Annotated in this window: 17 protein-coding genes; 7 read left to right on the forward strand and 10 right to left on the reverse strand. The window is 63.5% G+C overall.

Translation table 11 applies throughout. The features are described from left to right. Positions 1 to 133: 133 nt before the first annotated feature. Positions 134 to 1,096, reverse strand: a complete 963-nt coding sequence (locus ABID26_RS17275) for a sugar-binding protein (RefSeq protein ID WP_126096766.1) — start codon at positions 1,094 to 1,096, stop codon at positions 134 to 136. 613 nt (positions 1,097 to 1,709) lie between these two features. Here ABID26_RS17275 and ABID26_RS17280 point away from each other — a divergent pair. From ABID26_RS17280 to ABID26_RS17295, 4 genes are all read left to right on the forward strand, one after another. Continuing rightward, positions 1,710 to 2,828: a LacI family DNA-binding transcriptional regulator gene (locus ABID26_RS17280; protein WP_189521403.1), complete on the forward strand. Its 1,119-nt coding sequence runs from the start codon at positions 1,710 to 1,712 to the stop codon at positions 2,826 to 2,828. Continuing rightward, the gene (locus ABID26_RS17285; RefSeq protein ID WP_126096765.1) at positions 2,825 to 3,112 is read left to right on the forward strand and encodes a type II toxin-antitoxin system TacA family antitoxin; all 288 of its coding nucleotides are present in this window, start codon (positions 2,825 to 2,827) and stop codon (positions 3,110 to 3,112) included. The genes ABID26_RS17280 and ABID26_RS17285 overlap by 4 nt, the downstream gene beginning before the upstream one ends. Before the next feature lie 116 nt (positions 3,113 to 3,228). After that, positions 3,229 to 4,353 (forward strand): NAD(P)H-dependent flavin oxidoreductase, encoded by a 1,125-nt coding sequence (locus tag ABID26_RS17290; protein WP_292373926.1) that lies wholly within the window; start codon positions 3,229 to 3,231, stop codon positions 4,351 to 4,353. Between the two features lie 138 nt (positions 4,354 to 4,491). After that, positions 4,492 to 5,292 carry a class I SAM-dependent methyltransferase gene (locus ABID26_RS17295; protein WP_292373925.1) on the forward strand — a complete coding sequence of 267 codons (801 nt, stop codon included), beginning with the start codon at positions 4,492 to 4,494 and terminating at the stop codon, positions 5,290 to 5,292. Between the two features lie 58 nt (positions 5,293 to 5,350). Here the strand turns inward: ABID26_RS17295 and ABID26_RS17300 are convergent, their stop codons facing one another. The 8 genes from ABID26_RS17300 to iolE form a co-directional block, all read right to left on the reverse strand. Further along, positions 5,351 to 5,617 (reverse strand): hypothetical protein, encoded by a 267-nt coding sequence (locus ABID26_RS17300; RefSeq protein WP_126096763.1) that lies wholly within the window; start codon positions 5,615 to 5,617, stop codon positions 5,351 to 5,353. Next, complete coding sequence (locus tag ABID26_RS17305; RefSeq protein WP_292373923.1) at positions 5,617 to 6,555, reverse strand: sugar phosphate isomerase/epimerase family protein; 939 nt, start codon at positions 6,553 to 6,555, stop codon at positions 5,617 to 5,619. The genes ABID26_RS17300 and ABID26_RS17305 overlap by 1 nt, the downstream gene beginning before the upstream one ends. Before the next feature lie 33 nt (positions 6,556 to 6,588). Beyond that, positions 6,589 to 7,581, reverse strand: coding sequence for an inositol 2-dehydrogenase (gene iolG / locus ABID26_RS17310; protein ID WP_126096761.1), 993 nt, complete (start codon positions 7,579 to 7,581; stop codon positions 6,589 to 6,591). 62 nt (positions 7,582 to 7,643) lie between these two features. After that, positions 7,644 to 8,462 (reverse strand): carbohydrate ABC transporter permease, encoded by an 819-nt coding sequence (locus ABID26_RS17315; protein ID WP_292373920.1) that lies wholly within the window; start codon positions 8,460 to 8,462, stop codon positions 7,644 to 7,646. Further along, positions 8,459 to 9,364: a carbohydrate ABC transporter permease gene (locus tag ABID26_RS17320; protein ID WP_292373918.1), complete on the reverse strand. Its 906-nt coding sequence runs from the start codon at positions 9,362 to 9,364 to the stop codon at positions 8,459 to 8,461. The genes ABID26_RS17315 and ABID26_RS17320 overlap by 4 nt, the downstream gene beginning before the upstream one ends. Continuing rightward, on the reverse strand, positions 9,364 to 10,677 hold the full coding sequence (locus ABID26_RS17325; RefSeq protein ID WP_292373916.1) for an extracellular solute-binding protein: 1,314 nt from the start codon (positions 10,675 to 10,677) through the stop codon (positions 9,364 to 9,366). The genes ABID26_RS17320 and ABID26_RS17325 overlap by 1 nt, the downstream gene beginning before the upstream one ends. Continuing rightward, positions 10,674 to 11,771: an ABC transporter ATP-binding protein gene (locus ABID26_RS17330; protein ID WP_292373914.1), complete on the reverse strand. Its 1,098-nt coding sequence runs from the start codon at positions 11,769 to 11,771 to the stop codon at positions 10,674 to 10,676. The genes ABID26_RS17325 and ABID26_RS17330 overlap by 4 nt, the downstream gene beginning before the upstream one ends. Then, positions 11,768 to 12,712 (reverse strand): myo-inosose-2 dehydratase, encoded by a 945-nt coding sequence (iolE, locus tag ABID26_RS17335; RefSeq protein WP_292373912.1) that lies wholly within the window; start codon positions 12,710 to 12,712, stop codon positions 11,768 to 11,770. The genes ABID26_RS17330 and iolE overlap by 4 nt, the downstream gene beginning before the upstream one ends. A 539-nt stretch (positions 12,713 to 13,251) precedes the next feature. Between iolE and mocR the strand changes: the two genes are divergently transcribed. After that, entirely contained in the window at positions 13,252 to 14,724 is a 1,473-nt protein-coding gene (mocR, locus tag ABID26_RS17340) for a rhizopine catabolism transcriptional regulator MocR (RefSeq protein WP_292373909.1), read from the forward strand. 46 nt (positions 14,725 to 14,770) lie between these two features. Here the strand turns inward: mocR and ABID26_RS17345 are convergent, their stop codons facing one another. Beyond that, positions 14,771 to 16,204 carry a chromosomal replication initiator DnaA gene (locus ABID26_RS17345; protein ID WP_354416005.1) on the reverse strand — a complete coding sequence of 478 codons (1,434 nt, stop codon included), beginning with the start codon at positions 16,202 to 16,204 and terminating at the stop codon, positions 14,771 to 14,773. Positions 16,205 to 16,436: 232 nt separating this feature from the next. Here ABID26_RS17345 and ABID26_RS17350 point away from each other — a divergent pair, with 232 nt between their 5' ends. Both ABID26_RS17350 and ABID26_RS17355 read left to right on the forward strand, forming a co-directional pair. Further along, positions 16,437 to 16,757, forward strand: coding sequence for a type IIL restriction-modification enzyme MmeI (locus tag ABID26_RS17350; RefSeq protein WP_354416006.1), 321 nt, complete (start codon positions 16,437 to 16,439; stop codon positions 16,755 to 16,757). Next, a complete protein-coding gene (locus tag ABID26_RS17355; protein WP_354416026.1) occupies positions 16,691 to 20,059 on the forward strand; it encodes a class I SAM-dependent DNA methyltransferase in 3,369 nt (1,122 codons plus the stop codon). Before ABID26_RS17350 ends, ABID26_RS17355 begins: the two co-directional genes overlap by 67 nt. Positions 20,060 to 20,106 lie beyond the last annotated feature (47 nt).

The raw sequence follows: 20,106 nt of genomic DNA on the forward strand, positions 1-20,106 counted from the left end.
CATGATTCACCGCGCCACAATTCATGACGCTCGCCAGCAGCCGGTGGGCTACAGACTGACGGGCCTTCTCGGGCCCGTCAATACGGACGCCGGCTCAAGGCGCGGACCTTGAGCCGGCGCAACTGTGCATCGATTACTTGCCAGCCATCGCCTTCAGGTTGGCGGCATAGGCGTCGACATCGTCCTTGCCGATGATCTTGGTCGGCACGATGATCAGCCCGTTCTCCGGAATGCCCGACTTGTCGCCCTTGAGGTAGGAAGCCATCAGCTTCATGCCCTGGTAGGCCCATTCGAACGGCTGCTGCACCACGGTCGCGGCGACGGTGCCTTCCTTGACGCCGCCCAGCGTGATCGGATCGTCGTCGAAGCCGACGACGGTGATCGACCCCAGCTTGCCGGCGTCGCGCAACGCTTCATAGATGCGCGGCGTGTTGTAGGAATAGAAGCCGACCATGCAGGTGATGTCGGGGCTGGCGACCAGCGCGTCCTCGACGTTCTTCTTGGCGCGCGCCTGGTCGATGTCGTCGCCGCGCACGTCCACCAGCTCGATCTTGCTGCCGGCGAGCCCGTCCTTCATGCCCTGGATGCGTTCCTTGGCGTTGTCGGCGCCGAGCAGGCCGACGAAGCCCAGGCACTTGCCGCCGTCGGGCATCGCTTTCTTGGCGATCTCGGCCGCCTGCTTGCCGGCATCGACGTTGGACGAGCCGATATAGGCGACGCGCTTGGTCTGCGGGGCGTCCGAGTCGGTGGTGAACAGCGCGGTCTCGGAGGCGATCTTGTTCAGCCCGTCGGTCGACGTTTTGGGATCGACGGCGGAGACCATGATGCCCTTGACGCCTGCCGTCACCAGATCGTCCATCAGGCGCTGCTGGATGGCGACGGACGACTGCTCCGGATACTTCAGCTCGAGAGTGTAGTCGGGCAGTTCGCCCTGCGCCTTCTTCACGCCGGCTTCCGCCGCCTTCCAGAAGTCTGACGCGCCGTTGACGACGAAGGCCAGCGTCGGCTTGTCGTCGGCGCGCACGGTTGCGCTGGCCGACAGGCCGAGCAACAGGGCCGCCGCGGCGACGGATGCGTTACGGATCATGGAATTCATGGTTCAACCTCCCTTTTGAAAACTCATCGCTGATGTCTCGGCTGCGGCCCGGACGCCCTCCTCCTCACGGGGCTTGCCCAAGATCTGGCAACTTAAGAACGGCGCCAATCCAGCCGCGAGCCGAACTCTAGACACTGATTTGTCGTTCGTAAATAGTCCGATTTGTCTGACATTTTCGTGATTGGTGCGGCGGCCCCTTCCGGCGACGGCCGGCTCGAATGCGCGCCGCACGATGCGTCTTGCCGCCACCGCTCCGAGCTCTGGCCGGTCACGACGAGTTGACAGTAGGACGCTTACGGCTATTAGTAAATAGTATTAGTTATCGAGCTGAATGGACGCATCTGCGGCGGAGGAGAGCGTAGCCTACGGCAGTGTCGGGAGGAAGGAAGCAGCGGCGGTGAGAATCCGCCATCCCGGGAAATTTCGCGCAATTCGTCAGCTTTGCTGACCCTTCCCCGGTCGTTTCGTCGGTATGCGGTGCGGCTGGTACGAACTATGCCGTATGTGCTAATAGTTATAATCAAAGCGCGTTTTCGATAAATGCGCCGGACGAAAACCATCTTGCCGTTGCTCCGGCCTTTGCTAAACCACTGGCCGGGTTTGGGAAACGACCATGAGCGAACCGACGGAACTGCGCGATCCCCCGGAAGCCTCGAGGCGCCGCAAGCCATCGGCCAAGCCAAAAGGTCGAGTCACCATGACCGACATCGCGAGGGCTGCCGGCTGCTCGCAGGCGACGGTCTCCTTCGTGCTCAACAATTCGCCGGGCATCAGGCTGTCGCAGCAGACGCGCGACCGGGTGATCGAGGCCGCGCGATTGCTGGGTTACTCGCCGCCGGTCTTTTCGGCGCTCCGCCCGCCCGTCACGCCCTTCGAGGGGCTGGACGGCGTCATCGGCTTTGCAGTCGACCAGCTCGCCACCAGCCCCGAAGCGGTGGTCGCCATCGAGGGCGCGCGCCAGGCATCATGGAACGCCGGCAACGTGCTCCTGGTGGCGCAGACCATGGGCGATGCGGTGATGGAGCCGCGCGCTGTTTCAGCGCTGACGCGGCGCGGCATCTCGGCGCTGATCTACATGACCATCTTCACCCGCGAGATCACCGCGCCCGAGTTCCTCTACAGCCTCGACATCCCGGTCATCCTGCTCAACTGCTACACCGCCGATTACGCCTTCCCGGCCGTGGTGCCCTCCGAGATCGCCGGCGGCCAGAGCTCCACCCGGCACCTGATCAGCCACGGCCACCGCCGCATCGCCACCATCACCGGCGAGCCGTGGATGCAGGCCGCGCAGGATCGGCTGAAAGGCTATCGCCGCGCTTTGGCCACCGCCGACATCCCTTTCGACCCGGAGCTGGTGGTCGAGGGCGACTGGTCGGCCAGCGCCGGCTACGCGGCAACCGTCAGGTTGCTCGCGCTCAAGGACCGCCCGACGGCGATCTTCTGCCAGAACGACCGCACGGCGATCGGCTGCTACGAGGCGCTGAAGGAAGCCGGCCTGCATATTCCGCAGGACATTTCCGTGGTCGGCTATGACGACGAGGAGATCGCCCGCCACCTGTTCCCGCCGCTGACGACATCGATCCTGCCGCATCTGGCCATGGGCCAATGGGCGATCGAGCAGCTGGAGACGCCGCCGACGCCAGGGCGCGGGCGCTATCCCATCACCAAGCTGGAATGCCCGCTGGTGGAAAGGGAGAGCGTGGCGAGCGTGAAGGGAGCGGCAGCAGGATGAGACCCCGTAAGGATGCGGCGCGAAAGGATGATGTGATTCAGATTCGGGCACCGGCGGGGACGAAGGCTATGCTTAGCCGCGCCGCGACTTTGCGCGGGCAGAAACTGTCGGAGTTCGTGCTGGACAGCGCCCGCAGGCAGGCCGAGGAAACCATTCTCGATCAGCGCATCTTCTTTCTCGATACCGACGCGCATGAAAAATTTCTTGATCTGCTTGATGCCCCGAATAAGCCGGCCGAAGAACTTCGCGCGCGTATGGCCCGCATGCCCGTCTGGGGGCGCTGATGCCGCTGGTAGGGGCAACCGTGGCGAGCGTGCCCGCACAATTGCGGTGACCTGGGCCTGACACAGGCCTATGCTGAGCGGGCGTATGTTCCTTCCTCGACACAGGAAAGACGCTCATGTGGCCGAACCGCCGTCTGTGCGACCTGCTGAAGATCGAGCATCCCATCATCCAGGCTCCGATGGCCGGCTCGGCGACGCCGGAACTCGCCGCGGCGGTGAGCAATGCCGGCGGATTGGGGTCTCTCGGCTGCGCATCGATGCTGCCGGACGGCCTGCGCTACGTTGTGCGCCAGATGCGCGCCTCGACCGAGCGTCCGTTCAACCTCAATTTCTTCGTCTGCCCGCAAGCGAGCACCAGCGATGCCGTCCTGGCGCGGGCCATCGAAAGGCTGCGGCCCTATTACGAGGAACTGGCGCTCGGGGAACCGCCGGCGAGGCTTCCGCCGATGGGGCCAGGTTTCGACGAGGCCAGACTTGATCTGGTGCTCGAGATCCAGCCGCCGGTCGTGAGCTTTCACTTCGGCATGCCGGATGCGGCTGCCGTCGGCAGGCTGAAGCAGGCAGCAATCGTAATCCTCAGCACCGCGACGAATGTCGCTGAGGCGCGCAAGCTTGCCGACAGTGGAGCCGATGCGGTCATAGCCCAGGGGTGGGAGGCGGGAGGCCACCGGGGTTCGCATGCCCCCAACAGCTCCGGCGATGGCGTGGGCACGATGGCGCTGGTTCCCCAGGTCGTCGATGCCGTCAAGCTCCCGGTCATCGCCGCGGGAGGCATTGCCGACGGCCGAGGCATCGCCGCTGCGTTTGCTCTTGGCGCCAGCGGCGTGCAGATCGGCACCGGCTTCCTGTCCTGCGACGAAGCCGGCACCGACGGACCGCGCCGCGCCCTGATCCGCTCCGCCACGGACATGGACACGATAGTCACCGATGCCTTCTCGGGCCGCGCTGCGCGGGCGAAACGAACACGCTACGCGCTGGAGATGGAGGAGAACCGAACGCGTCTCCCGGACTTCCCGCAAATGTTCGTGCTCAGCGCCCCGCTCGGCAACGCCGACACGAAAGGAGATTTCGCCTTTCATCTCTACGGGCAGGCGGCCGCCTTGAACAGGGAGCTTCCGGCGGGACAGCTAATGCGCACGCTTGTCGCCGAGGCGAGGGGGATATTCGATACGCTTTCGGCGCGTCGGCGCGATGAAGTGCGTTCGTGCGAACCCCATAAAAAACCGGAGGATCCGCGATAGCGAATAGGTGGCGATCGTGAAGTCGCCCACATAAGCGCCCCCACCTGCGCCGCTATCCTTGCCGTAACGATTGCTTCGCGCCTTGGCAGCAACGCCGTCGAGGTTTAGCTTGGGCTCATAAAGTGGGGAGCGCCTCCGATGACCTCAAGTTTCACCGTTCATGCAGCGTCCGGCTATGAGCAGCTCATGGGACGCTGGAGCCGCAGGCTCGCGCCCAAGTTCGTAGACTTCGCCGGCGTGGGCGGCGGCGAAAAAATCCTCGATGTCGGCTGCGGCACCGGCAGCCTGACCTTCGAGCTGGCGAAATCCGCCGCTCTCGCCGAGATCCAGGCCATCGACTTCTCAGCCGTCTTCGTCGCGGCGGCCAAGGAGAGAAACACCGATCCGCGCATCACCATCAGCCAAGCGGACGCCACCGCGCTGCCTTTCGCGGACGATGCGTTCGACCGTGCGCTGGCGCTGCTCGTGCTGCACTTCGTGCCTGAGGCCGGCAAGGCGGTGGCCGAGATGCGCCGCGTCGTGCGGCCGGGCGGCGTAGTCTCGGCCGTGGTGTGGGATCATCTCGGCGGCATGCCCGGCATGCGCATGATGATCGACACGGTTGCCGCGCTCAGCGAAGGCGGCCGCCAGATGCGCAATCGCTATTGTTTCCAGCCGATGATGCAACCCGGCGAAATGAAGCGGACCTTCGTCGAACAGGGCTTGGCCGATGTCACCGAGACCGAGCTGATGATCCGGATGGATTATGAGAATTTCGATGACTACTGGGCGCCGATCGGTGCCGGCGAAGGCCCGCTCGGCAAATACATGACCACGCTCGATGGGGCCGAGCGCACGCGCGTCGAGGCTGCGGTTCGCGACGCTTATGAAGCCGGACGTCCTGATGGTCCGAGGTCGTTCGCGAATGTCGCCTGGGCATGTCGGGGCATCGTGCCCTAAAGCAATTCCAGGAAAAGTGTGAAGCGGTTTTCCGTCCGGAATTGCGGAAAACAAACACTTACCGCGATCTAAGTTGAGCGCGCACCGCATCGCGAAAGCTGCGGAAGCTGAGGAATCCGAGCAGCGCAAGCAGCCTGATCAGCGTCGTGGTGGGCAGGCCGGTCGCCTCGGCCATGCCGGCCGCCGTCATGAAAGCGGCGTCGGCCCATCGGCCGCGCAGGAAATCGCCGAGTGGCGGATGCTTGGCGACCAGCTTCGGCTCGCACCCCAGCGCCGCGACCAGGCCCGGCGGCGGAGCCGGCCTTCCGGGCCGATCCGCCCGCATCAAGCCAGGTTGATGGCGACGTTGCGCAGCAACGCCACGGATTTGCGCATGCCTTCCATCGGCGACAGCATCATGTCCTCGTGCTCGATGGAGAGCACGTCGTCGTAGCCGACCTGTTTCAGCGCGACGCAGAACTGCCGCCACCAGGTCTCACCGTGACCGTAGCCCAGCGTGATGTAATTCCAGGCCCGATCGGCATAGTGGTCTGGCGGACGCGCGTCGAGCACGCCGTCGATGGCCGCCGGTATCGGTTCGATGCGAGTATCCTTCGCATGTACATAGTAGATCGCAGAGCCCAGCCTGCGCACGGCAGCGATGGGATCGGCGCCCATCCAGAGCGGGTGGCTCGGATCATAGTTCGCGCCGACCGTCTCGCCGACTGCGTCACGCAGCCGCAACAGCGTCTGGACGTTGTAGACGGCCTGATGGCCGTGCAGTTCCAGGCAGAGTTTTCCGATGCCAAGATTGTTCGCGAACTTCACCAGATCGCGCCAGTAGGGAATGATGCAATCGTCCCACTGGTAGCGCAGGATGTCGGCGCATTCGGGCGGCCAGTCGGTGATGATCCAGTTGGGGTTGGCATCGCCAGGACCGCCGGGCAATCCAGACATCATCACCACGCGATCGATCCCCATCAGGCTTGCCAGCCGGATCGTGTCCTCGGTCACCTGATGGTGCTTCTTGCCCTGCGGTCCCGGATGCAGCGGGTTGCCCGAGCAGTTGAGCGCCGCGATCGTCAGCCCGTGGTCGCGGACCTTGGCGACGAATTCGGCGCGCGTCGCGGCACTGTCCAGCATGGCTGGAAGATCGATGTGCGGCGCGGACGACCAGTTGCCGCAGGCGAACTCCAGCGTCTCCAGCCCGAGTTCGGCCGAGGCGCGAAGCATCTCGTCAAAGGAAAGATTGCCCAGGCTGTCGGTGATCATGCCAATCTTCATCTCGGGACTCCCGTTTGACTTGAGACCATCCGCTCAGGGCTTCACAGGCTCGAATCTGCCGGACCTGGCGGAGGCAAGGGCCGCCTCGCAAAGGATCATGGCCTTGCGGCCGTCGCTGGCCGTGACGGCGGGCTTGCTGCCGGTTTCGACGCAAGTGATGAAGTGATCGATCTCCGATGCGTAGGACTCGGCGTAGCGTTCGACGAAGAAATAGAAGGGCTTGTCGCGCGATATGCCCCTGTCGCTGTACATCTCTACCGAGGTCGGCATCCGGTTGCCGGCCTGCAGCATGCCGTCGGCGCCATGCACCTCGATGCGCTGGTCGTAGCCATAGGCGGCCCTGACGCTGTTGTTGATGTGGCACTGCCGGCCGGACGCGGTTCGCAGGATGAACATCGCGGTGTCGTAATCGCCGAGCTTCCGGTATTGCGGCGCCACCAGCGAGGAGCCGGTGGCGAAGAGTTCGACCGGCTCCTCGCCGAGCAGGTTCCGAGCCATGTCGAAGTCGTGGATGGTCATTTCGCGAAAGACGCCCCCACCCCCGGCCAGCGCTTCCTCGGTTTCGGGTTCGGGGTCGCGGCTTGTGATGATGACCTGTTCGACGGCGCCGATCTCGCCGCCGGCAAGGCGCTCCTTCAGCGCCCGGAAGCTCGGATCGAAGCGGCGGTTGAAGCCGATCTGGAACGGCACGCCCGCTTTCTCGACCGCGGCCAGGCATTCGTCCGTGCGCTTGAGGTCGAGATCGATCGGCTTCTCGCAGAAGATCGCCTTGCCTTTCGCCGCCGCGGCCATGGCAAGCTCGGCATGCGTGCGCGTCGCCGAAGCGATGAACACCATTTTCACCGACGGATCGTTCATCACCGCCTCGGTGTCGGCGATCTCGGCACCGGTAACGGCGGCGACCTTGGCGGCGGCCTCGCGGTTGGGATCGACGATGTAGCGCAGCCGCACCCTTGGATGACGCGCGAGATTGCCCGCGTGCACACGGCCGATCAGTCCCACCCCGAACAGACAAACATCCATCATGCGTTCGACTTTCCTGTCAGGTCGCGCCTGTCGTGGCACGTTCATGTTTTCGCCGGCGGCAGTCATTTGACTGCGCCCATGGTGAGCCCGCGCACCAGATGGCGCTGCACCAGGAGCGCGAAGAAAACGATCGGCAGCGCGCCGATGACGCCGGCCGCCGACATCGAGGCCCAGTCGGTGTCGATGCGGCCGATCAGCGTCGCGGTGCCGCGTGGCATGGTCATGGCGCGCGGCGTCGCCGTCAGTGCCAGCGCGAAGAGGAATTCGTTGAAGGTGACCAGCACCGCGAAAATGGCGGTCGCCGCGAGCCCCGGGGCGGCCAGCGGCAGGGTGATGCGGCGGAAGGCGCCGAAGCGCGAATCGCCGTCCACCATCGCGGCTTCCTCGAGATCGACGGGGATCTCGCGGAAGAAGCTCTCCATCATCCACACGCAGAAGGTGACGTTGAAGGCGGTGTAGGTGGCAATCAGGCCGAGCCAGCTGTCGAGCAGGCCGAGGCTGAGCATCAGCAGATAGACGGGGATCAGGATGACGACCGGCGGGATGATGCGCAGCGTCAGAAGGAACAGGCCGACCTTGCCCTCCATGGCGAGAGGGAGGCGGAAGCGGGCGATGGCGTAGGCGCCCATCGCGCCGGCGACCAGCGCGATGGCAACGGAGAAGAAGGTCACCACCAGCGAGTTCGTCAGGTAGGAGCCGAACTGCTTTTCGGTGAACAGCCGGACGTAGTTGTCGAGCGTCGGCACGTGCGGGTAGAGCGTGCCTTCCTGCGTGATCTCGCGGTTGAATTTGAGCGAGGTGGAAACCAGCCAGTAGATCGGCAAAAGCACAACGGCCAGCACGAAGATCGTCGTCAGGATGCGCGCCAGACGGGTACTCATGACGCATCCACCCTGCGCAGAAGCCTGATGGCGCTGAAGGCGAGCGCGAGCACGACGAGGCCGATCGTCACGAACAGCGCCGCCGCGTACCCGGTCTGCTGGAACTTGAACGCGGTATCGTAGCCGTAGATCGAGATCAGCCTCGTCGCCTCGCCCGGCCCGCCACGGGTCAGCACGAAGACCTGGTCGAAGGTGCCGAAGGCATCGATGGTCCTGAGCACGATCGCCACCGCCAGCACCGGCCGCATCATCGGGAAGGTGAGATCGGCAAAGACCCGCCAGGCACCGGCGCCGTCGACGCGCGCCGCCTCGAAAGGCTCGTGCGGCAGCGATTGCAGCCCGGCGAGCAGGATCAGGAACATCAGCGGCGTCCATTCCCAGACATCGAGAACGACAAGGCCGATGAAGGCGTTGAGCGGGTTGCCGAGGATCTGCGCCTCGCCGCCGCCGATCGCTTCCGACAGCGCCGTCAGCATGCCGGCGTCGCTGGCGTAGATCAGGCGGAAGACAATGGCGACGACGACCGGCGTGACCACCATCGGGATGATGAGAACCGTTCTGAGCAGGCGGATGCCCTGAAACTCGCGCAGGCAGAACAGCGCAAGCGCAAAGCCGAGCACCGCCTCGAACGAAACCGACAGCGCGACGAACTTCACCGTGACCCAGAGCGAATTCAGGAACTGCGCATCGCTCCACAGGCGCATGTAGTTCTGAAACCCGACATCGCCGACCGGCGAGCCATAACGATAGGCTCTTGTGCTGGCGCGCAGCCCATCCCAGAGCGGATAGACGAGCACGCCGAGCACGATCATCAGGCCGGGCGCCAGCATGAGATAGGGGAGGGCGAGGTCGAGCCCCGCCCCCTGCAGGCGATATTTGCGAGCCTGCGTTACGCTTCGCATCAGTAGTAACCGGCCGTGGTCAGATAGTCCTTGACCTGCTTGGCGGCCGTGTCGAGCGCGGCGCCGCCGCCGGAGCCGGCCTGCAGCGCCTTGTTGAGCTCGATGCCGAGCAGTTCCTCCACCTTCGCCCAGTCCGGCGTGCGCGGCCTCGGCAGCGAGCCGGCGTCGAGCTGCTTGAGGGCGACCGGGATGAGCCGGTTGCCGGGCTTGGCGATGCCGAAGGCGCTGCGCTTGACGGGGATCGAGCCCGCTTCCGATAGCTTGGCCTGGGTTTCGGCGCTGACGTACCACTTCAGGAACTCGATCGAGTTCGCCTTGTTGGGCGCCGATTTCGGCACGCCTGCGATGAAGATGCCCATCTGGCCGATCGCCGACTGCTGCTTCGGCACGACGCCGAAATCGAGCTTGCCCGCCACCTTGGTCTGGGCGGGATCGTCAGCCTTCAAGGCGTTGCCGGAATACTGGATGATGGCGCCGGCGTCGCCGCCGAGGATCGCCGCGCCCTCCTGGTCGGAGTCGAACTCGACCACGCCGCTCGGCGCGTTCTGCTTCATCGTGCCGACGAAGAAATCGGCCGATGCCTTGCCTTCCGCCGAATTGAAGATCGGGTTCCACTTGTCGTCGAAGAAGGAGCCGCCGAACGACAGGAAGATCGGATACCAGCTGGTGACGATCGGATTGCCCGTAACGCCGCGGAATACGACCGGATACTTGATCTTGCCGGCGGCGACGCCTTCCTTGCCCTTGGCGATCACCTCGTCCCAGGTCTTGGGCGCGCCGCCGGTGAAGACGTCGTTGCGGTAGGTGAGCGTCTGCAGGTCGCCGACGAAGGGCACGCAGATCAGCGTCGGCTTGGCGCTTTCGAAGCCCTTGACGCGCGGCCCCTTCTGCGGCGGCCAGTAGCCCATGTCGATCATCGAGCCGATCCAGTCCTTGTCGGAGCCGTCGATGCCGCCGGCGCCGAGATCCTCGAGCACGTTGGCGGCGCCGAACTGCGGCACCCACGGATCGTCGAGCAGATAGAGGTCGTACTGGCCGGCGCCGCTCTGGGCGTCGGCGAACCACTTCTCCAGGGTGACGCCATATTCATCCTCCAGGAATTCGATGTCGAAGCCCTGCTCCTTCGCCAGCGGGATGATTTTCTGCTTGAACGGCGTCAGCCCGCCATCGGCGAATGCGCCGATGATGACCTTCTTGCCGGCTGCCCTGGCGGGCATCGGCAAGCCGAGCATGGTGAGGGCCGTGGTGGCTAAAGCCAGCCCGAGCCCTCCCTTGATGACGGAGCGGCGAGTAAGTCTGCTGGAATGCATCATTTCTCTCTCCCATTGCTGTTGACCCTGTGGACGGCGGTGAGGCCGGCCGCATTGAAGAAACAGGCGTTCGCCGGGTCGAAGGCGACGCCGATGCTTTCGCCGACCGCGCCCCTGAAATCGCGGCCGGCGCGCACCGAGACGTTGCCGCCTTCGAGGCGGACATTGACCAGCGTCTCGTTGCCCATCGGTTCGACGACGTAGATTTCGCCGGGCAGCGCGCCCGGCTCGCCCGGTTGGGCGACGCTGCAGTCCTCTGGGCGCAGTCCGATTTCCTCGATCTCCGCCAGGCGGCATGCGGTGAGCCGCGTTCGCTCCAGTGGAACGACTTTGCCGCCGGCGATCACGCCTTGCTCTGCGAGCGCAGCCGGCAGGATATTCATCGGCGGGTTGCCGACGAAGGTGGCGACGAAGCGGTTTGCCGGGCGGTCGTAGATGTCGATGGGCGGCGCCATCTGCTGCAGCTCGCCGCCATGCATGACGGCGACGAGGTCGGCCATCGTCAAGGCCTCGACCTGGTCGTGGGTGACGTAGATGGTGGTGGCGCTGAGGCGCTGGCAGAGCCGCTTGATCTCGCCGCGCATGGTGAGCCGCAGCCGCGCGTCGAGATTGGAGAGCGGCTCGTCCATGAGGAAGGCAGCCGGATCCCTGACGATGGCGCGTGCCAGCGCCACGCGCTGCCGCTGGCCGCCGGAGAGCTGGCGCGGCCGGCGGTCGAGCAGATGGCCGATTTCGAGGATGGCGGCGACCTCGCCGATCTTGGCCTTTCGCCCGGCCTCCGGCGTGCCGCGGATCCACAGCGGATAGCCGATGTTCTCGGCGACCGTCATCTGCGGATAGAGCGCGTAGCTCTGGAAGACCATGGCGATATCGCGGTCGCGCGGCTGCAGCCGGGTGACGTCGCGCTCGCCGATGAAGACCTTGCCGGCGGTCGGCATGTCCAGCCCGGCCAGGAGGCGCAGCGCCGTCGTCTTGCCGCAGCCCGACGGGCCGAGCAGGGCGAGGAATTTGTGGTCCGGCACAGCGAGGTCGAGCGATCGCAGCACGTTGAGCGCGCCGAAATTCTTGACCACGCTTTTGAACAGGACCGAGCTCATCGCCCTCCCCGCCGCTCCCCGCTTGCTCCCAAGCCCTTCCGCTCGTCGACCGTGAAGCCGGCCTTGCGGGCGAGATCGCGCAGGTTGCGGTAGCCCATTGTAGCATAGGTCAGCGGATGCGCCTTGGCCGGGTCCTGCTCGGCCTCCACCACCAGCCAGCCGGAATAGCCTTTGTCGGCCAGGATTTTCAGCAGCGTCGGATAGTCGATCGCGCCGTCGCCGGGCACCGTGAAGATGCCTTCCATCACCGCGCCCATAAAACTCATGTCGGCGTCGCGCGCCTTCTTCAAGATGGCCGGCCGCACATCCTTGCAATGCACATGGACGACGCGGTTCACATGCCGGCGCAGCAATTGCTCGGGATCGCCGCCGGAGAAGGCGCAATGGCCGGTGTCGTAGAGCAGCCCGACGGCCTTGCCGGTGACGTTCATCAATATGTCGATCTCGGCGTCGGTCTCGACGATCGTGCCCATATGGTGGTGGAAGGCCATGCCGACGCCGAAATCGGAAAAACGCTCCGCCAGCCGCGTGATCTTGGCGCCGTAGGGCTGCCATTCCTCCATGGACAGCTTCGGCCGCTGCGAGATCGGGTCGTGGATGGCGCCGTGGCGGCCGCGCGAGGTGTCGGCATAGACGACATGTTTCGCGCCGAGCTCCTTGAGCAGCGTCAGATGCGGGCGGATCGCCTCGAACTCGTCCTCGACCTCCTTTTCGCAGATGCGGCCGTCATACCAGCCGGAGACCAGCGCCAGCCCGTAATGGTCGAGGATGGGCCCGAGCGTGCGGCTATCGCGCGGGAACTTGCCGCCGAGCTCGGTGCCCGCATAGCCCGCTTCCGCGGTTTCGCCGAGGCAAGTCTCGAGCGGCGTGTCGCCGCCGAGCTCCGGCACGTCGTCATTGGTCCAGGTGATTGGGTTGATGCCAAGTCGAACTGTTGTCATTGCCCGCTTTCCGCCCGCGGCCGACAGGCCGCGGGGTGAGTTTCGGGAGGGAGATGGCTGCGGGTTCTTGAGGGCGGGACAATTGCGTTGCCCCGCCGCTCTTATTTGGCAAGACGCCCTCCCAGTTGCCTCGCCCAAACTTGCCGTCGTCGACGTCTTACCCCAACGTCAATGCGCGAAGTCTACGCCGCTCTGTCTCCATCGCGAGGGCCAGTTTTCCGGAAAATGAAGGAACCAGTTGTGCCGGCCCGCGGCTGTGGCAGGATGGGGGGAGGATGGAAAATCTGGAAATCATCGATCGCCGGCGCGAGGCCCCCCTCTCTGCCCTGCCGGGCATCTCCCCCTCAAGGGGGGAGATCGGATGTCGCGCCGGCTTTCGCCAATCGCCGGCGTTGCAGGGAGCAGCGAGGCCCCGAAGCTGCCAATCTCCCCCCTTGAGGGGGAGATGTCCGGCAGGACAGAGAGGGGGGCGAAGGAACTCGACCTGCAAAGCCGGCGCGCCCAACACGCGATCGTCGTGCCATGGCGCGAGGTGAAAAATGCGCCTCCACCCCAAACCCCAGGCCTTCCCGCTCGACATGCTCACCGTGAACCGCGCCGGCCCCGAGCACCTCTCCCGCCAGCTCTATCACGGCCTCGTCGCCATCATCCGCAGCCGCGCGCTGGCGCCGGGCTCGGAGCTGCCGTCGACGCGCGCCTTGGCCGCCGAGCTCGGCCTTGGCCGCAACACCATCGTCTCGGCCTACGACCAGCTCGTCACCGAAGGCTATCTCGCCAACCGCCGGGGCGCGCGCCCGGTGATCGTCGACCTGCCCGACGGCCCGCGCGAGACGCCGGCGGAAGTGCCGCCCGTGCCGCTGCGCGCGCCCTCGCGGCGCGGCCAGCAACTGCTCAGCCAGCCCTGCCACCACGGCAGGCCGGGGCACGTCGCCTTCCACCCCGGCATGCCGGATGCGTCGAGCTTCCCCTTCGGCGTCTGGGGCCGGCTGGTCGCGCGCCGCGCCAGCCATGGCGGCGAGACCCTGTTCGGCACCTATGACGTCACCGGCCATCCGGCGCTGAAGGAGGCGATCGCCGGCTATCTCTATTCGGCGCGCGGCGTGCGCTGCCGGCCGGAGCAGATCGTCGTCACCACCGGCGCGCAGGCCGCCTTCGATCTTCTCGCCCGCCTGCTGCTCGACCCCGGCGACACGGTGTGGATGGAGGAGCCCGGCTACTACGGCGCCAAGGCCGCCTTCACCGTGGCCGGCGCAAAGATCCTGCCCATCCCGGTCGACCAGGAGCGCGGCTGGCGCCTTGATGCGCCGGATTTTTCACCCCGCCTCATCTATGTGACGCCGGCCTGCCAGCATCCGCTCGGCATCACCATGCGCATGGAGGAGCGGCTGCGCCTGCTCGACATCGCCGAGACCGCGAATGCCTGGGTGATCGAGGACGATTTCGACGGCGAATACCGCTTTCAAGGCAGGCCCGTGCCGGCGATCCAGAGCATGGACCGCTCCGGCCGCGTCATCTATGTCGGCACCTTCGCCAAGCTCTTGTTCCCCGCGCTGCGCCTCGGCTTCATGGTGCTTCCCATCGAGCTGGCCGGCCGCATCGTCAACGCGCTCTCCACCACCGGCCAGTTCGCGCCCCTCCTGCTGCAGGCGGCACTCGCCGATTTCATCACCGAAGGCCATATGAGCCGGCACCTGAAACGCATGCGCCGCATCTACGCCCAGCGCCGCCAGCTCTTCCGCGAGATCGTGACCGAGCGCCTGCGCGACGAGATCACGCTCTCCCCCGCCGAAGCCGGCATCCAGGTGGTGGGCTATCTGAGGGAGGGCATCGACGACATCAAGGTCAGCCAGGCCGCCGCGAAGAGGGCCATCAACGTCTCGCCGCTGTCGAAATATTTCCAGAACACGGCGCCGACCCAGGGGCTGGTGCTGGGCTACGCGGCTTGCGATGCGGCGCAGACGCGGGAGGGGGTGGAGAGGCTGGCGGCGGCGATCCGCGAGACGCTGGGGTGAGGGGGGAAGTCCTTGGCCCACGAGATTCGACTTGTGACGTCTGCCTCTATCTGCGCTTGCTGGCTGAAGCCTTTCTCGTAGCATCGATTACAAGGATGTCGGACGCTGGTTCGCCCCTCGCACGGCGCTGTCTTTGGATTTCTAGGATGGTATCCAGTTTTTTGTCCAAGTCCCCGTAGTCTATAATAACGAACACTGCGTGATTGGTTTGCGACGCATCTTTGTAAATCTCTAGCTGCGTTTCATAGCCATGCACGACCGAACCCATTGAGCGCTTCATTTCAACAAGTACGCGGGCTTTGTAGCCCTTAGAATATTTGAAATCGATCGGCCCACCTCCCATGTTGGCCTCTGGAGAAATATCGACGTCATTTGCCTTACAAAAGCTGTCGGCTATTGCGTAGTAGATGAGTTGTGCGGCCCTTTCTCGTTTGGGCTGCTCACCTATCCAAAGCTCTTCCCAAAGGTTGCCGTCCTCAACGTGATGGCGGAACATCTCAAGCGTATCGGAGACAACGCGAACGATTTCGTCGATGCCTTTCTCAAGCTTGTATTGTTCCCCTGTTCGAAAGTTCGACTTGCTTTCGGTCAGTATCTCGCGGAGACGGTAATAGCCTAAGGCATCGACGTTCGGGTCGTAGAAGCTTGCCTGCTGCTTCATCGCTGCGATGAAGCTTTCAAAGAGCGCAGCCGATTGAAGCGCAGCAGCCCTTATGGCCGCTTTCCTATCTGTGACGGTCGGGCGTACAATCAGGGCAAGGAATTGGTTCACTCGTTCTCGGATGGCGGCGTTCGCCTCAATTGCGGCCTCAACCTCCGACTGGTCGTTGGCCACGGGCAGCTCACGAACGATATCTTTCGGAACTAACACAATAGCTCGCTCTTTTCCCGTCACAGATTTGTAGTGGGGTAACTCAATTTCAGGAGCGAGGGATGACCTCTTAACGTCGATGCCGAACTGGCGGCAAAAGTCTCGGGTGAGTGCAGCTAGTTGTGGCTCGATCACTCGTGACGTTAGATCGCTGATAGTGTCAGGGCCGACATTCTCTTCAAAAAAGCCCATTAGGGAAATCATTTCGGGGTCTCGCGCCCCTAGTTGGACGATCTCTTTGGTCGTTCGAAGGATTACGTCCCGTAGCTCTTCGGGTCTCGAAGCGCCTGCACGGTCACTAGTTCCGTAGCCCAACCCATTTGCTGGCGGCTCGCGAAGGTTTAGCAGCTTCTGCGCGCCCCTCCAGGGCGCGTCACCCTCCTTTTCGGAGATCATTAGTAGTCGAACGACGTTCTCGAAGTGCTTCCTCAGAGCGGCGTATGCATCTTTCCGAATAATTTCGATACTGGATTTGTCGAGGAGAATCGGGTCCACAAATAAGGGTGTATCCACGTTTAAGAATGGGTCTATCAGACCCGCTTTATCTAGTACGTCTGCTGGAATTCCGAAGCTTTCAGAAAACAAAAGTGGGTTTGCAAAGGCTCTCACGATCCACCCCTCCGAGTCGAGAAGCCCAGTATACGGCCCCACCATCCATTGTTCCAAGCTCAGTAGTCAATTTTTGAGAGTTGTTGTGGATACAGCAGAAGAGACACCATTGCGTCCTCGATGACGCATTTTGGTGTTGCGGTATAGGTCCGCCTCTTGTCGTACGCAGCAGGCAGATTTCTTCTTCGATCCGCATTGCCTTATGCCCCCTCGTCCGCATAGGTTGCCCCTCATGGGGGAAGCACTCACGGACATCACCAAGCTTGATGCACTCATAGCGGCCGGCTCGCAGTCGGGCGGGTCTGAGCTTGCGAACTATCAGCTTTTCATCATCGGCCTTTGCGAGGCGCTTGGCCTTGATCGCCCGAACATGGCGCAAGAGCAGAACGACAGGAACGACTACATATTCGAGCGCCGGGTGGATTTCAAACACCCCGATGGCTCCCGAACGGCGGGGCGCATCGACTGCTATCGGCGGGCTGCTTCATCCTCGAAGCCAAGCAATCCGGCAAGCGCCAGGCTGCAAAGGTTGATGCGGGCCAATTGCAGCTGATCCCGGAGGATGCCGCCCAGCACAAGCCCGGTCAGGCCAAAAGAGGAACAAGGGGCTGGGATCAGGTGATGCTGGCGGCGCGCAAGCAGGCGGAAGACTACGCCCGTGCCCTGCCGGTCGAGCATGGCTATCCTCCCTTCCTGCTTGTGGTCGATGTCGGGCACGTGATCGAGGTCTATGCCGACTTCTCCGGCCAAGGGAAGAACTACGCCCACTTCCCGGACAGGCAGTCCTTTCGTATCGGTATGGATGACCTTCGTGACGGAAAGGTGCAGGCACGCCTACGTGCGATCTGGACAGACCCGCATTCGCTGGATCCGGCAAAGGTTTCGGCCGAAATCACGCGAGACATAGCGGAGCGACTTGCGAAGATCGCGAAGCGGCTGGAGGGTAAGCACGACGCCAAGGACGTTGCCGAATTCCTAATGCGTTGCCTTTTCACGATGTTCGCGGAAGACGTGAAGCTCATTCCCGAGAAGGGTTTCCAGAAGCTGCTCGGGCAGATGAAGGACACGCCCGAACATTTCGTTTCGGCGCTGGAGAGCCTATGGGCCGTGATGGACGGTGGCGGCTACGCTCCTCACCTGAATGCTACGCTGAAAAAGTTCAATGGCTCGCTGTTTAAGAAGCGAACAGCCCTGCCGCTCGCAAGGGACGACATCAACGAGTTGTGGATCGCAGCAGGCAAGGATTGGTCAGATGTGGAACCTGCCATCTTCGGCACGCTGCTTGAGCGTGCGCTTGATCCGCGCGAGCGGTCGAAGTTGGGAGCGCACTACACGCCGCGCGGCTATGTCGAACGTCTCGTTGTGCCTACGATTGTCGAACCGTTGCGCGCCGATTGGGAGCTTGTGCAGGGGCGGGTGAAGGAACTCCGCGACAAAGGGGACCAAGCCGGAGCCTTGGCTGCGGTGAAGGCTTACCACCACAAGCTGTGCACTACACGTGTTCTTGACCCCGCCTGCGGCACCGGCAACTTTCTCTATGTCAGCCTCGAACTGATGAAGCGGCTGGAGGGCGAGGTGCTGGAGGCACTGGACGGGCTCGGCGAGGATCAGGCGCGCTTCGCGATGGAAGGCGAGACGGTTAGTCCGCGCCAGTTCTACGGGCTTGAGTTGAACCGCCGTGCGGTCCCCATCGCCGACCTTGTGCTTTGGATCGGTTACCTGAAATGGCAGCTCAGGACCGCAGGCCTGGCCTCGATCACCGAGCCGATCTTGCACGCCTACGGCACGATCATGCAGCAGGACGCTGTCATCGCCTATGACCGACAGGAACTGCTGCGGGACGCTAGCGGCAGGCCGCTGTCGCGGTGGGACGGCGTCACGAAGAAGCTGCATCCGATCACCGGCGAGGAAATCCCGGACCCGGACGCCGCCGTGCCCCTCCACACCTATGTGAACCCGAAGCGCGCGCCGTGGCCGGAGGTCGAGTTCATCGTCGGCAACCCGCCCTTCATCGGCGGCGGGATGATGCGCTTTGAATTAGGCGACGGCTACGCGGAAGCATGTTGGAAGGCTCGACCCAACGTCCAGCCGAAAGCAGATTTCGTCATGCACTTCTGGGACGAAGCAGCGACACGCCTGCTGCGCAAGCCGATGAAGGGCGAGGCGAACCCGCTCAGGCGCTTCGGCTTCATCACCACCAACTCGATCACCCAGACTTTCTCCCGCCGGGTCATCGACCGTCATATGACAGCCAAGGAACCCTTGTCACTTGTCTTCGCCGTGCCCAACCATCCTTGGATGAAGGCATCCGACAAGGCGGCGGTCCGTATTGCGATGACTGTTGCGGAGAAGGGTGACCGCGACGGGGTGCTTGCCAAGGTAATGTCCGAGGCTGACCTGAATACCGACACCCCCAACGTGGAGCTGGAAGGCCGAACCGGGAAGATCGGTGCCAACCTCGAGATCGGCGCCCCTGTCGGCTTGGCACGTGCCCTCTCGGCAAACGAGGGCTTGTGTAGAAACGGCATGATGCTTGCGGGCAAGGGCTTCGTGGTGAGCCCATCAAAGGCCGCAGGTTTGATATCTGCGGATGGGGGAGACGCCGATCAGGTCGTTCTTCCGTACGTCAACGGAGGCGACCTTACGAGGACACCAAAGCCGCGATTTGTCATTGACCTGTTTGGACGGACAGCCGACGACGTTGCTCGCGATTTCCCCAGTATCTACCAACACGTTCTGGAAACCGTTAAGCCGGAGAGGGATACCAACAATAGACCAGCTTTCCGGCATCGATGGTGGGTCTTTGGCGAGCCGCGCTCAACATTTCGCCCTGCGCTTGCCGGACTTCAACGATATTTGGCAACCACCGAGACCACAAAGCATCGCACCTTCCGGTTCCTCGATGGTACTGTCACTCCAGACCACATGGTTGTCGCTATCGCCATCCCGGCGGCGGAGGTGCTGTCGGTGCTATCTTCCCGGCTCCATATCGCATGGGCAATTGCCACCGGTGGCTGGCTCGGCGTCGGCAACGATCCCCGCTATTCGAAGTCGCGGACATTCGATCCGTTCCCGTTCCCGATGGCAGTCGATCCCAAGCTGATGCCAGGTGATCCCCTATATGCTCAGCAGGAGCGTCTGCGCGAGCTTGGCGAGCAGCTGGACAGCTTCCGCAAGGACCGGCTGGCTGCTCACGCATTCCTGACCATGACCGGTCTCTACAACGCACTGGAGCGGTTGCGTGAGCTGGAGAACGACTGCGACGTGCCGCCGCTGGACGATGCCGAACGCGACGTGCATCAGGCAGGGTTGGTCTCCGTACTCAAGGAAATTCACGACGAGATAGATCGAGCCGTCTTCACCGCCTACGGCTGGGAAGACCTGATCCCCGAACTTGTCAGCAAGCCGGGCGCGACAGTACCATCGCCCCACAAGGCCGAAGCTCAGGAACGAGCTGAGGAAGAACTGCTGTCGCGGTTGGTCGCAGTCAATCAGGAACGCGTGGCGGACGAAAAGCGCGGTCTGGTGCGTTGGCTCCGCCCCGACTACCAGATACCCAAACTCGGCGTGAAAGCACCGAGGCCAAAGAGCGAACACGTTGGGACATTCGACATCGAAATGCCCGAGACGGGAGACCGTCCGAAATGGCCGACTGACGGACTGGAGCAAATTAGAATTGTGCGCGACCTCCTTGCGAAAGCCCCGAGCCCGACTCCACCGGACGCCATTGCTAGCGTGTTCGACGGTAGGAACACCAGCAAGCGGAAGGATCGTGTTGAACAGGTCTTACGAACGCTTGTTGCCACCGGGCTGGCACGCGAGGTCGAAGGACAACGCTACTTCCTACCGAGGTAGCGACTGCTATTCCTCACATCTCTCCTACTGACTTTTGAAGGCATTGT

This window comes from Mesorhizobium shonense (genome assembly GCF_040545255.1).
Taxonomy (GTDB): domain Bacteria; phylum Pseudomonadota; class Alphaproteobacteria; order Rhizobiales; family Rhizobiaceae; genus Mesorhizobium; species Mesorhizobium shonense.

What these genes read in the sequence shown, in the direction of transcription:
- ABID26_RS17275 (WP_126096766.1), bottom strand. Translation starts at nt 1,096, where the DNA reads ATGAATTCCATGATCCGTAACGCATCCGTCGCCGCGGCGGCCCTGTTG.
- ABID26_RS17280 (WP_189521403.1), top strand. Translation starts at nt 1,710, where the DNA reads ATGAGCGAACCGACGGAACTGCGCGATCCCCCGGAAGCCTCGAGGCGC.
- ABID26_RS17285 (WP_126096765.1), top strand. Translation starts at nt 2,825, where the DNA reads ATGAGACCCCGTAAGGATGCGGCGCGAAAGGATGATGTGATTCAGATT.
- ABID26_RS17290 (WP_292373926.1), top strand. Translation starts at nt 3,229, where the DNA reads ATGTGGCCGAACCGCCGTCTGTGCGACCTGCTGAAGATCGAGCATCCC.
- ABID26_RS17295 (WP_292373925.1), top strand. Translation starts at nt 4,492, where the DNA reads ATGACCTCAAGTTTCACCGTTCATGCAGCGTCCGGCTATGAGCAGCTC.
- ABID26_RS17300 (WP_126096763.1), bottom strand. Translation starts at nt 5,617, where the DNA reads ATGCGGGCGGATCGGCCCGGAAGGCCGGCTCCGCCGCCGGGCCTGGTC.
- ABID26_RS17305 (WP_292373923.1), bottom strand. Translation starts at nt 6,555, where the DNA reads ATGAAGATTGGCATGATCACCGACAGCCTGGGCAATCTTTCCTTTGAC.
- iolG (WP_126096761.1), bottom strand. Translation starts at nt 7,581, where the DNA reads ATGATGGATGTTTGTCTGTTCGGGGTGGGACTGATCGGCCGTGTGCAC.
- ABID26_RS17315 (WP_292373920.1), bottom strand. Translation starts at nt 8,462, where the DNA reads ATGAGTACCCGTCTGGCGCGCATCCTGACGACGATCTTCGTGCTGGCC.
- ABID26_RS17320 (WP_292373918.1), bottom strand. Translation starts at nt 9,364, where the DNA reads ATGCGAAGCGTAACGCAGGCTCGCAAATATCGCCTGCAGGGGGCGGGG.
- ABID26_RS17325 (WP_292373916.1), bottom strand. Translation starts at nt 10,677, where the DNA reads ATGATGCATTCCAGCAGACTTACTCGCCGCTCCGTCATCAAGGGAGGG.
- ABID26_RS17330 (WP_292373914.1), bottom strand. Translation starts at nt 11,771, where the DNA reads ATGAGCTCGGTCCTGTTCAAAAGCGTGGTCAAGAATTTCGGCGCGCTC.
- iolE (WP_292373912.1), bottom strand. Translation starts at nt 12,712, where the DNA reads ATGACAACAGTTCGACTTGGCATCAACCCAATCACCTGGACCAATGAC.
- mocR (WP_292373909.1), top strand. Translation starts at nt 13,252, where the DNA reads ATGCGCCTCCACCCCAAACCCCAGGCCTTCCCGCTCGACATGCTCACC.
- ABID26_RS17350 (WP_354416006.1), top strand. Translation starts at nt 16,437, where the DNA reads ATGGGGGAAGCACTCACGGACATCACCAAGCTTGATGCACTCATAGCG.